The sequence below is a fragment of the Sphaerisporangium sp. NPDC088356 genome (genome assembly GCF_040685555.1).
In the GTDB taxonomy this organism is placed as follows: Bacteria; Actinomycetota; Actinomycetes; order Streptosporangiales; family Streptosporangiaceae; genus Sphaerisporangium.
In genome coordinates this window covers 1-11,798 of the sequence record NZ_JBFBIK010000092.1, presented here as the reverse complement: position 1 = coordinate 11,798, position 11,798 = coordinate 1, and the positions used below count along the sequence as shown (strand labels likewise).

Below are 11,798 nucleotides of genomic sequence, written 5' to 3'. Positions count from 1 at the left end.
CCTGGCGACGAAACGGCCGTACGGCTCAAGGGAACCTCAGCGCCGGCTCACCTCCTCGACGTCGGCGCGCCTGCGCCCGTCATCGAGTGCCGCCCGGGAAAGCGCGCGGAACACCCGCTCGCGCCGCCGCAGCAGCCTCGCCGGGTTTCGCGGCATTCCCACCTTCATGTAGAGAACGTTGGTCGAGGACGCGCCGAGGCCTCCCACCTCGGGAAGCCGGATCAGGGCGACATCCCCGGCATGGCCGGTGACCCGGCAGCCCGCCGAGCCCGGCAGTTCTCGGATCTCGAATTCCATCACTCCCGCCCTGCACGCGAACTCGAACCGCAGCCGGTCCGCGGTCCGCACCACCCTCGCGGTTCTCCCCGCGTTTCTCTCGCACGTCGTCAGACCGGCCTCCGCCGCGATCTCTGCCGCACTTTCCGGAGTGAGCGGGAAATCGCCGGCCACGGACTCCAGCGCGTCGCTCCCCTGGCGATTTCTCCAGGAGAACATGATTCCGGAAAACAACATGATCACGAGGATGGCGATGGTCAACCCCTCCATAGCCGGCTCCTTGCCTGCGCCCGTACCGCGAACCACCTCACGCGACCGCCGCTCGCGCCGCTGGCCGGAAAGCCGCCAGTTACGGACAAATCCCTCCCTTTTGACATAAGGACAATATCCGCAGCGATCAGCCAAAGCCCACACATCTACGGCGGGTTTTGGGTAGCTAGGCGTCAGTACTAAGTACTACCCGCGATCAGCGGGTGAGCCTTTGTGAACGCTGGGTGACGGGAATAGCCGAATACGGCCCGGCGGAAAGCAGGTGAAGCACGCTGGAAGTCACTCCGCAAAGCCTCGAACGTGCAGCTGCACGTTTCTTGCGCATTCTGGGCAACAAACGTGCGCGTGGCCGGCGCGGCGAATCCCAGGTCTTCGGTGGGGGATCCCCACCCGCGCCGGCGGGATGCCACTAGTCAAAGAAATGCTCCAGCCTCGCCGCGATACCCGAACGCTGCTCTACTTCGAGTTTCCGCAATATCCGGGAGACATGCCCTTTGATGGTCGACTCGGTGACGTAAACGCGGGCCGCGATCTCCTTGTTCGTCAGTCCTCCACGGGCGATCAGAAAGGCGATCTCCCTTTCCTTCGAGGACAGCGAGTTGAGGAGGTTCTCGGCGTGGACCGAGGGCCGCGAGATGATGTCCATCGTCTTGGTCTGCCCCTGCTCGCACCGCTGCCGGACCTCCCTGACCAGGCGAACCAGCTCGCGCTCGCCCGTCGGGACGGCCTCTTCGAGCGCGCAGATGCTGGTGTGGATGTCGGCGAGGATCTCGGAGACGTCCTGGACCACCTCGGCGACCGAGGGCTGGTCGTTCTCCGAGGCGCCCTCCACTGGGGCCGCGAGCTCCCTGCGGTTGAGGTCGTCCTCCCGCTCCCGCGCCAGCACCGTCATGACCGACCTGGCCGTCCACTCGAAGGCCCGTACGTGCTCCTCGGTGTAGGCGTTGCTCTTGTAGGTCTGGATGGACGCGAGGCCGATCACCTCGGGGACGCCGTCCCGGTACTCGAACAGCGGGATCGTGATGGCGTCGGCGGAGACCCGCTCCTCGTCACCGAAGGAGACACCGTGGTGCAGCAGCAGGCCGTTGTCGCTGCCGAAGGTGTACGGGCGCCTGTTCCGCAGGATCCACGCGGCCTGCCCCTTCGGCCCGTACCCGAAGACCTCGGGAGGGATGTACCTCTTGATGGCGATGGTGTCGTCGAAGGTGTACGGATAGACGATCTTCCGGCCTTCCCGGTAGAACCCCACGTAGAAGGCGTCCACGCCGCAGATGGTGCTCATGGCGAAGCGCCAGTAGTCGAAGAGCGCGTGATGGTTGCCCATACGCGCGCGGAGCCCTCGATCGGCCTGGCTCAAGGCCGCGGCCACGTCCGGCGAGAACCCGTGGCTCGAACGAGGCACCAACACTCGTCCTCCCATGCCTGACCTCGGCGTCCCAAAGACCCGCTGCCCAAAAACGCGGGGCGTAGCTGTGAGCCTTGCTGACTGGCGCCCATCTCGTCATCATTTCAGCCGATCTGGTGCCATTAAGAGATCATCCCGCACGCGCCCAGTAGCGGGACGACGTGGGAAGGCGACCTCCAGCGGCTCCTCACCTGGATCAATGCGCTTTTGTTATAACGCGGCGACCATGGGTCACGATGGATCGGAAAGGTCACGCTCCGCACACCCTGACGCGCGAAAGATATGCCGCAGTCAAGGCGGCGGCGCCTTTACGGCGAGTGCGGCGGGTTCTCTCCCGGCCACCTCCGCGACCACCGTGAGAGGGTCAGCGCGGCCACGAGCAGAAAGGTGGCTCCGGCGTACACGCCGAGCTCCATGAGCTCCCGGCCGCTCTCGTCCGGCGTCTGCGCGACGGTGAGCCGCACGACCACCGACAAGATATGCCGGACGACCGCGATTATCCCCACGATGATGAACGGTTCGAGCAGAAGGTGGCCGCCCTGGAGATGGGTGAGCACCGTGACGAACAGCTCCAGCACTATGAGGACGAGCAGGAGCTCCTCGATCGCGACGATGATGACTTGGGGCCAGGACGCGTGGCTCCTGACGATGGTGACCGCGAGCTGCACCAGAATGCCGAGGGCCACGGCCAGGAGGATGACCGACACGAGATAGAGAATCGCGTGCTCGGCGTCCCCGAGAAGCCTGATCAGGCGGGAGTCGGGGCGCGGAAGGGGAGGCTGTGGGCCCGGCACGCCGTGACCGTCGGGTTCGCCCGGCATGACACCCCCCTTCTACCTCACGTGAGGGGGAAGCGCCTGCCTTCTGTCACGGCTCCTGTATATCAGGCGACCGGTCGCCGGAGCCGGGGAGGGCGGGCACGGCGCGACCGGTGTCGCGGCCTTTCGCGCTCAATGCGCGGGCGTCCGCCATCCACTACCTTTGGTAGTCGAACAGCTACACGAAGGAGTTTTCTCCCGCGTGGAACGGTCGTCGCCTGCCGCGACATCCCCCGGAGGCCGGAGCGAGGAGTTTGAAATGCCGCATATGACGAGAATCAACCCCGAGGATTCCGCGCGCGCCCGTTTCGCGTACGAGCTCCAGCGCCACCGCCTCCTCGCGAAGCTCACCCAGGGTCAGCTCGGCCGCCGCATCGGCTTCTCCGGCAGCCTCGTCGGCGCCGTCGAGAACCTCAAGCGCACCCCCAGCGACGATTTCGCCAAACACTGCGACGACGTCTTCGGCCTCGACGGCGTGCTCGTCGCCCTCCACCTCGAAGGCTGGCCGCCCCCTCCCCCGGTCCCCGACCACTTCCGCGACTGGACCGTCGAGGAGCGCCGGGCGACGGCGCTCCAGGCGTGGGATCCGCTGCTGGTCCCCGGCATCTTCCAGATCGAGCCGTACGCCAGGCGCATCTTCGCGCGCGCCCCCGGCAGCACGCCCGAGGAGGTGGAGGAGCGGGTCAGGGGCCGCATGCAGCGCAGGCACATCCTGTCCCAGGAGAACCCGCCCGCGATCCTCAGCCTGATCGACGAGGGGGTCCTTCGCCGGCCCATCGGCGGCGCCGGAGTGATGCGCGCGCAGCTGGACTACCTCCTCGAAATCGCCCGGCACCCGAAGGTGACCATCCAGATAGTTCCCTTCGACGCGGAGGCGATCTCCGGATTGCTTGCCGGTTTTGTTATAGCCGAACAGCGAGGCACGCCTTATACGGTATATGTGGATTCCATCCCTGACGGCCGCACGATGAACGAACGAAACGTGATCGCCTCGCTCACCACTCGTTACGACGCCATCAGGGCCGAGGCCTACCCGCAGTCTCTCTCGCTCAAAGTCATCAAGGAAGCAGCGGACAAATGGACTTAAGCAGGGCGCATTGGTGCAAATCAAGCTTCAGTGGTGACAACGGCGGCCACTGCGTCGAGGTGGCGAGCAACCTCCCCGGTTCGATCGCCGTGCGCGACTCCAAGAATCCCGGCGGTCCCGCCCTGATCTTCACCTCGGCCCAATGGTCGGTTTTTCTCAGGACCATGAAGCGACGCGAATAACCGCCCGGCAGACCGCCGTCGTTTAGAAACCCGCCAGGGCCGGTCATCTCGCGAGACGGATAACGACTGTTCACCGGGCGCCGCGCCAGCGACAATGACGCGATGAGCATCCGTGTGGCGGGCATCGACGAGCTTCCCCTCCTCCAGACATCGAGCGTGCGGCCGGGCAGTCCTTCCTCGACATCGGCATGTCGGCGATCGCCGCCGACGAGCCCCTTCCCCTCGACGTCCTCGCCGGCTACCAGCGCGCAGGGCGGGCGTGGGTGAAGGCCGACACGGGCAACCGGCCGGTCGCCTACCTCATCGCGGATGTGATCGACGGCAACCTCCACCTGGAGCAGGTCTCCGTGCATCCGGCCTCGGCGCATCGCGGCATGGGCCGCTCGCTCATCGAGCACGCCGCGGCCTACGCCAAGGACGAGAGCATTCCGGCACTCACCCTGATCACCTTCACCCGGGTGCCGTGGAACGCCCCGTACTACGAGCGCTGCGGCTTCTGGTACCTCGACGACGCCGAGCTGACGCCGGGGCTGCGGGCGCTGCGCCGGAAGGAGGCCGCACACGGCCTCGACCGCTGGCCCCGGGCGTGCATGCGCCGCGACCTCTGACCGCTCAAAGGCCCCTGAACGGCGGCGGGACCTTTGACGGCGGCGAAACCTCTGACGGCGGCGGGACCTCTGACGGCGGCGACCCGGGAACCCGGATACTCACCCGGTTACCGGGCCCAAGCCCTTTTAGTGTCGATAGACCGACTTTTCGGCATTAATTGGCCTGTGATAACGGGCGCGCGAAATCAAAGGTGATCGTGCCGGCCTCGAACAGGACGACGGAACCCACGCCGCCCCGTCCCGCAACCTATGCTGGACACAGCGCGAGCATCATATCCCTCCATATACACAAAGACCGCTCATGGGGCCCACTCCAGGCCGGGAATCAGGCAACTCCGAAGTCGGCGGGAAACCCCAGACCCATTACCGAAGAACGCCGGAAAGCGAGCCCGACAAGCCCCTGTCGATCCGGAGCAGACCGAAGTGACCCCAGCATCGCCTTCCTCCCCGTACCCGGGAGACCCGCTCGCCCCCGCGCCGGTCCCCCCTCCCCCCGGCGACATCGGCGTGATCTCGAAGCATGACCCCGACGAGAGCTACCGCCGGCGGCACGAGGGCATCCGGGAGTTCCTTCGCGTCTTCGACCAGATGCGCATCCGCCCGACCTGGCGCAACGGGGACCTGCCCGTGCCGGTCCTGTGGGTCACCGGGCCGTACACGGCGACCACCTCGGTCACCCAGGCCCTCGAAGCACGGTGCGACGGCACCCCGTTCGCCCACCTCGGCCCCTCGCTGGACACTGACGAGGGCTCGCCACCGGTCAGGGAGCGCCACACGCCGCCGTACGCCGCGCTGGTGACACAGCTGCGGCAGGCCACGCGGGACCTCGCCGCCGTCGCCCCGCCCGGTGAGGCGCACCTGCGGTTCCCCCTGTTCGCGCAGGTGCTGTGGCTGCTCGACCTCCAGGTGAACGACGACGAGCCCGACCGCCTCCACGACGGGGTGAAGAAGGCCGTCCGGCAGCGCCGCAGGCAGGTCCGGGCGGGCACGGGCCAGGATCGGCGGAACTTCTGGGCCAACGTGCGCGCCTACTCCGAGGGCCCGCTGCCGGCCTGGGCCGCCGCCACGGCCCTGCTCGGGGCGGGGTGGGCCGACCAGCTCACCACCCTGTTCGGGGTGTGCGCCATCCTCGCCGGCCCGGTCATCGGGTCGCTGCACGTGCTGCTGCTGTCGCGGAGCTGGGCCGGGCGCCGCCGCTACATGTGGTTCCGCCGCCAGCCGTACCTCATGCCGGGGCAGCGCAGGAACCAGCCGCACGACATCACGGGGTTCGCCGTGCGCCTGCTCCAGGCACGGGGCCGCGCCGAGGCCGTCCCGCTGTACGAGGCCGGGTCCGCCGAGGACCGTAAGAGGCAGGAGGCCATCCAGGCCAACGAGGGCATCGAGCACCTCCTGGTGAACGCCTTCCTCGAAGATCTCCGGCAGGGGTACGAGCGGCGGCTGTGGAAGGTCTGGCGGCGGGTCGCCTGGGCCCGCACCTCCTATCCCGTCCTGCTGGTGGACGGCGGCTTCACCCGGCTGGTCGCGCGCGTCGAGGAGGTCCGTACCGCCACGTGCCTGCCCGATCCGCTGCTCGTCGTCGTGACCGGGCCGAGCGGCGGCCAGGCCCCGCCGCCCGCCGCGACGCACGGCGCCCGTACCCCCGTGATGGCGGGGCGCCCCGAGCTCACCGAGGAGCTGTGGGCGCAGTGGGGCGCGGAGCTGGCCAGGGACCGCGCGGTGGGATCACATCGCGTGCTGCGGATCGAGATGGAGGCCAAGGACGCCCCGATCCTGGAGAAGATCAACGTGCCGGTACGCGGGCGCCGGCGTCCCGTGCTCGCGCATCCGGTCCTGCCCTGGCTGGTGGTGACGGCGCTGGTCTCCCTGTCGTTCGTCCGCGTGCTGGCGACGGCCACCACCAACTGCGGCCCCGACATCTGGCGCGCGTCCACCGGCGAGTGCATCGGCATCAGCGACGGCGACTTCGTCTTCGACGAGCACCTCACCCGCGTGCTAAAGATGATCGACGACCAGAACCGCGCCATCCTCGCCTCCGGCCACCCTTACGCGACGGTCATCTACTTCGGGAAGCTCACCACGGGGAAGTCGTCGGTCGGCGCCAACGACCCGATCACCGACATCCACGGCGAGCTGGCCGGCCTCGTCCTGGAGCAGCGCAAGCTGATCGACAACAGCGGCGACGGCAGCAAGCTGCAGATGCGGATCCTCGTCGCCAACGCGGGGGCCGACTTCCGGTTCGCCGAGGACGTCGCGAAGGAGGCACTGCACAGGATCCAGGACGACCCGACCGTCATCGGCGTGGTGGGCCTTGGAGAGAGCAGGCAGCAGGTGCAGGCAGCCATCCGGCTCCTCGCCCGCAAGGCCGTCCCCCTGATCAGCACCACGGCGACGTTCGACGATCTCGGACGCCGGGAGGGCGGCGACGCGTACATCCCCTCGTTCTTCCCGCTGGCGCCCCCCAACAGCCGGCTGGCGGACGTGGCCGCGCGGTGGGCGCGCGAGGGCCTGCCCCAGCAGGGCATCCCGCCGGCACGCACGGCGGCCGTCTTCACCGACATCATGGCCGGCGACCTGTTCGGCAAGGACCTCGGCGCCAGGTTCGTCCGCGCCTTCGGCAAGGGGGCGACGTCGGCCGGGTACACCAACGCGGCCGGGCTGGAGGAGAAGGTCACCGACGTGTGCACCCGGCCCGAGAAGCCCGACCTCGTCTACTACGCCGGACGGACCGCGCAGTTCGGGGCCTTCATCGACGCGATCGCCAAGTCGCAGTGCCACCAGCTCACGGTCATGGCCAACGACGACATCACCCAGTACGTCAACGACCACGAGCCGCAGCTCGCCAGGAACAACCGCGTGCGGGTGACCTATGTCGCGCTGGAGTCGCCGGGCGCCTGGGAGTCCGTGCCCCGGCAGTTCAAGACCGACTTCTTCCAGGAGTTCGACGCGCTAGTCACCTCGCTTCGGATGGAGGCGCTGCCGAGGACCCAGATCCCGTCCAAGGAGTACGCGGTGCAGGCCCAGGACGCGGCGGAGGCGCTCATGCGGGCGGCCCAGGTGGCGTTCTCCGGCCAGGGAGGCCCCTCGGCCGACGACGGCCGGCCGGGCGTGGTCGAACGGGCGGGCGTGCTGCTGGCGCTGGAGAAGCTGGGAGAGATCGACGGCGACAGCGGGCTGGTCAAGTTGCACGGAGCCGCCGACGGGCGGCACGCCCTCGACCGGCCGATCCTGCTGGTCGCCGTGAACCCGGACGGCCGGCAGGTCGTGATCCGCCAGTGCGGCCGTCTCTACGCGCAGCAGCCCCCGAGCCCCACCTGCTGACCGGATCCGATCGAACGCCCGGCCCCCGTGCCCCGTACCTCGTGACAGGCGCCCGATGGCGGTGATCGCCGGGACCAGTCTTCGGAGGAGATCTCGATGGCCGACACCCAGAGGAGCCGGGGGTTCACCCCCGTCCTCAGCCTCCTGGCGCTCGCGGGCGCCCTGTTCGGCGTCATCTCGCTGTCCCACGCGGACCCCGCGGGCAACGTGGAGCTGGTGATCAACATGTCGCGTTCCACCGCCCAGGCCGGCGGCCCTTCCATCGTGGCGCCCTAGAGCCCGCCTCATCGCCGGGGGGGCGATCGGGCCTCAGATCTGGCCGCTCACGGTCGTGCCCTCGCCGACGACGCTGTTGATGGTGAGCGTGCCGCCGACCTCGCTGAAGCGCCGCTTCATGGTGTCCATCCCCCGGCCTGTACGTCCCGGCGGGAAACCTATGCCGTTGTCGCTGACGGTCAGCCTCAGCCCGCCGCGCCCCGTGGTGAGGGCGAGGGACAGCGTGTGGGCGCCACTGTGCCGCTCGACGTTGTTCAGGGCCTCCAGCACGACCGCGTAGACGGCGTCGGCCACCGGCCCGGTCACCCGCTCCTTGGGCATCGCCCAGACCTCGACGGTGATGCCGGTACGCTCGGACCATTCCGTCAGGTAGTCCTCGATCGCCGGCGCCAGACTTCGCTTTCCGCGCATGCGCAACTCTTCGTACAACTCCCCAACCCTCCTGGGCGCACCGCTCCGGGGCTACGTGATCCCGGCCCCACCGCGTCGCCCATGGTGGTCATGGCGGGCGACGCTACCGACGCGTGCTGAAGAGCGGTTGGAAATCGCTTGGGGTAGAGGCGAAGCCACCCCGGTTGGGCTGTTCACCGAAAGCCCACCCAAGGTATCTATGCCCGAACTCCTTGATGCCACGCTACCCGCAGGTAGGTCGAGGCGCGCCGGGAGATGACAGACCTCCCCTTCTCGTTATAGGGAGGCCGGATCCGGCTACTCCCTGTTGCCCCTGTCGAGCTTGGCGAGATAGGCGTTGTAGGCGTCCAGCTCGGCGTCTCCGGTGCCGCCCTCCTTGGCGGCGCGGGCGTCGGCGCGCCGATCGGCGCGCATGGCCGTGCGGTTGTCGTCGCGGTACCACTGGAAGGCGAGCGCGATGAGCACGATCAGCGTGGGGATCTCGCCGAACGCCCAGGCGATGGCCCCGCCGGTGCTCTGGTCGGCGAGGGCCGGGTCCCCCCAGGTGCGGCCGAGCTGGTCGTACCACTCGGAGGCCACGACCGTGCCCATGTTCATCAGCGCGATCCCGAAGAACGCGTGGAACGGCATGGTGACGAAGAGCAGCAGCAGCCGCCCGAAGTAGGGCAGCTTGGTCGGCGCCGGGTCCACTCCGATGATCACCCAGAAGAACAGGCATCCGCTGAACAGGAAGTGCAGGGTCATCGCGATGTGCCCCAGGTGCTCCTCCATGGCGGCGGCGAAGAGCGGCGTGAAGTACAGGGCGTACGTCGAGACGATGAAGATGGCCGTGGCGATCGCCGGGTGGGTGATGACCTTGGTGATCCTGCTGTGCAGGATCGTGATGATCCACTCGCGCGGGCCCCGGTCTCCCCGGCGCGCGGCCGGCTTCAGCGCGCGCAGGGCCAGGGTCGCCGGGGCGCCCAGCACCAGGAAGATCGGAATGAGCATCGAGAGGATCATGTGCTCGGTCATGTGCACGCTGAACAGCACCGGGGCGTACCGGGCGACGCCGCTCTGGGTGACGAGGACGAGCAGGAGCACGCCGACGGCCCAGCTGATCGTGCGGCCACGCGGCCAGCGGTCGCCGCGACGCGCCAGCCGTACGACGCCAGCGCCGTAGAGACCGGCCAGCAGGGCCGCCAGCACCGCGAAGAACAGGTCGAACCACCACAGCGTGAGGAGGTTCGCGATCGAGACCGGCGGCGGGATCAGGTAGCCCAGCAGCTCGAAGGCGCGGTCGACCGGAAGGTCGAGCGGCGGCGGGGCGGTGCGCGAGAGCGCGACGGCGAGGCCGACCGCCACCAGCATGATCAGGCCCTCGACGCCGGCGAGCCTGGTGAAGGCGCCCGGCTTCCCGGCGGACAGCGCGGGCAGGGTGCGGCCTCGGTGCCACCAGCCGATGACACCGAGACCGGTGAAGGCGACGACCTTGGCGAGGATGATCAGCCCGTAGGAGGTGGTGAAGATCTCCTGAATCGCCGTCAGCCGGGCGATCGCGCTGAAGACGCCGGACAGGCCGACGCCGACGAAGCACCACAGCGCCATGCGGGAGAACCGGTGGGCGGCGAGGTCGAGGTGCGGCTCACCGCGTAAAGCGTGCGCGCACAGCAGCAGGAGCCCGCCGACCCACAGCGACAGCACGAGCAGGTGCAGCGCGACGCTGGTCGTGGCGAGGCCGTGGTTCGGCGCGGAGGAGGAGTGGCCGGTCAGCGCCGGGGGCATCAGGGTGGCCAGTGCGAGGATCAGCAGGCCTCCGGAGGCGCCGGCGGTGATCGCCCCGCGCGAGAACAGCGCGATGGCGGTGCCGAACAGCACGACGAGGGTCAGCGCGATGCCCTGGGGCACCTGGCTGGCGTAGCTGGTGAGCTCCTCGCCGCCGAGGACGTCGGTGACCGGCGTGCCCAGCGTCTCCGACAGGCTGAACACCAGCGTGGAGGCCGCCGCGACCGCCCAGACCAGGCCCGCCCACGACGCGGCCCTGACGTAGACGAGCGCGGACCTGCCGAGCAGGCCCTTGTCGCTCGGGAGCAGCGTGGTGGCCAGGAGCAGCAGGCCGACGGTGAGCACGCCCGCGACGTCCATGGTCAGCTTGGACACGGGCAGCGCCCAGCGGGTCAGCGTGCCCTCGTCGGGCAGGCCGGGGATGATGCGCGGGGTCGCGGCACCACCGACGATCATGGCGAGGACCAGGCCGCCGAGCGCCACGCACACACCCGCGACGGCCAGGCGGACGGTCCTTCTCACCGCGTCGGCGGCGGGGGGCCGATTGCTCACGGCCTGCTTGCTCACGGGTTGCTTGCTCACGGGTTGCTTGCTCACGGGTTGCTTGCTCACGGGTTGCTTGCTCACGGCTTCTTCCGCAGGCTGAAGGCCATGCCGATGCCGATGCCGGCGATGCCGAAGACCACGATCCACACCCAGGCGGGGATGCCGCCGCTCTTCTGCTCCTCCTGCTGGGCGGCCGGAGTGGCGTTCACGGGGGCGGAGCTCACGGCGGCGGGCGGGCTCTCGGCGGCGGCGCTCTCGGAGGGGACCGGCGAGGGGGACGGCGAGGCCTGCGGGGCCTTGACCGTGAAGGGGATCTCCCCTTCGATGGGGTGCCCGTCGTCGGAGACCACCCGCCACGCGATCGTGTACTTCCCGGACGGCAGGGCTCCGGACACCTTCTGCGTGACCGTCGGCCCGTCGGTCTTGGGCTTGCCGTCGTGGTAGGCGTGGCCGCCGGCGTCGCGCACGAGCACGACGGGGAATCTCACGGCCTCGTTGAACGTCAGCGTCACCGAGTCGAGACTCTCGACCGTGGCACCCTTTTTGGGGTCGCTGCTCTTGAGCGCCGTGTGGGCCAGGGCTGGAGGCGCGAAGGCCGTGCCCAGCACAATGGCGACGACGAGCGCGAGCGCGGCGGCAAGCGGGGAAGTCCTCATAGCACCCTAAGGCTACTCAGGTGAAGGGCCGGTCCCTACCGCGCCGTGGCCCGCGACCTTGCGCGTCGCCGAGACGATGGCGACCGGGTCGTGGGGGGGCGCCCCCCCCGCGCCGGGACCCCCGCCCCCCACAGAAACGACGAAGAGAGGGGGGGGGAGGTGGGATGGAGACGGAAGT

General features: G+C 69.0%; 11 protein-coding genes. 5 read left to right on the top strand and 6 right to left on the bottom strand.

What is annotated here, in order from left to right; all coding sequences use genetic code 11:
• Positions 1-36: 36 nt before the first annotated feature.
• From AB0O34_RS27025 to AB0O34_RS27015, 3 genes are all read right to left on the bottom strand, one after another.
• Positions 37-681, bottom strand: coding sequence for a hypothetical protein (locus tag AB0O34_RS27025; RefSeq protein ID WP_363919960.1), 645 nt, complete (start codon positions 679-681; stop codon positions 37-39).
• A 274-nt stretch (positions 682-955) separates the two neighbouring features.
• Positions 956-1,948, bottom strand: coding sequence for a LuxR C-terminal-related transcriptional regulator (locus AB0O34_RS27020; protein ID WP_363919958.1), 993 nt, complete (start codon positions 1,946-1,948; stop codon positions 956-958).
• 311 nt (positions 1,949-2,259) lie between these two features.
• Positions 2,260-2,772 (bottom strand): phosphate-starvation-inducible PsiE family protein, encoded by a 513-nt coding sequence (locus AB0O34_RS27015; RefSeq protein WP_363919955.1) that lies wholly within the window; start codon positions 2,770-2,772, stop codon positions 2,260-2,262.
• Positions 2,773-3,028: 256 nt separating this feature from the next.
• On the opposite strand from AB0O34_RS27015, the gene AB0O34_RS27010 reads away from it, so the two are divergent.
• The 5 genes from AB0O34_RS27010 (at position 3,029) to AB0O34_RS26990 (ending at position 8,243) form a co-directional block, all read left to right on the top strand.
• A complete protein-coding gene (locus tag AB0O34_RS27010) occupies positions 3,029-3,856 on the top strand; it encodes a helix-turn-helix transcriptional regulator (protein ID WP_363919953.1) in 828 nt (275 codons plus the stop codon).
• Complete coding sequence (locus AB0O34_RS27005; protein WP_363919951.1) at positions 3,847-4,038, top strand: DUF397 domain-containing protein; 192 nt, start codon at positions 3,847-3,849, stop codon at positions 4,036-4,038. Before AB0O34_RS27010 ends, AB0O34_RS27005 begins: the two co-directional genes overlap by 10 nt.
• Positions 4,039-4,226: 188 nt before the next feature.
• Entirely contained in the window at positions 4,227-4,646 is a 420-nt protein-coding gene (locus tag AB0O34_RS27000; protein WP_363919949.1) for a GNAT family N-acetyltransferase, read from the top strand.
• A gap of 423 nt (positions 4,647-5,069) precedes the next feature.
• The gene (locus AB0O34_RS26995) at positions 5,070-7,967 is read left to right on the top strand and encodes a hypothetical protein (RefSeq protein WP_363919946.1); all 2,898 of its coding nucleotides are present in this window, start codon (positions 5,070-5,072) and stop codon (positions 7,965-7,967) included.
• A gap of 96 nt (positions 7,968-8,063) precedes the next feature.
• Complete coding sequence (locus AB0O34_RS26990) at positions 8,064-8,243, top strand: hypothetical protein (protein ID WP_363919944.1); 180 nt, start codon at positions 8,064-8,066, stop codon at positions 8,241-8,243.
• 33 nt (positions 8,244-8,276) lie between these two features.
• Here AB0O34_RS26990 and AB0O34_RS26985 read toward each other — a convergent pair whose 3' ends face one another.
• From AB0O34_RS26985 to AB0O34_RS26975, 3 genes are all read right to left on the bottom strand, one after another.
• Positions 8,277-8,654: an ATP-binding protein gene (locus tag AB0O34_RS26985; RefSeq protein ID WP_363919942.1), complete on the bottom strand. Its 378-nt coding sequence runs from the start codon at positions 8,652-8,654 to the stop codon at positions 8,277-8,279.
• A 297-nt stretch (positions 8,655-8,951) separates the two neighbouring features.
• Positions 8,952-11,000, bottom strand: a complete 2,049-nt coding sequence (locus tag AB0O34_RS26980; protein WP_363919939.1) for a cytochrome c oxidase assembly protein — start codon at positions 10,998-11,000, stop codon at positions 8,952-8,954.
• Positions 11,001-11,041: 41 nt separating this feature from the next.
• Positions 11,042-11,620: a copper resistance CopC family protein gene (locus AB0O34_RS26975; protein ID WP_363919937.1), complete on the bottom strand. Its 579-nt coding sequence runs from the start codon at positions 11,618-11,620 to the stop codon at positions 11,042-11,044.
• Positions 11,621-11,798 lie beyond the last annotated feature (178 nt).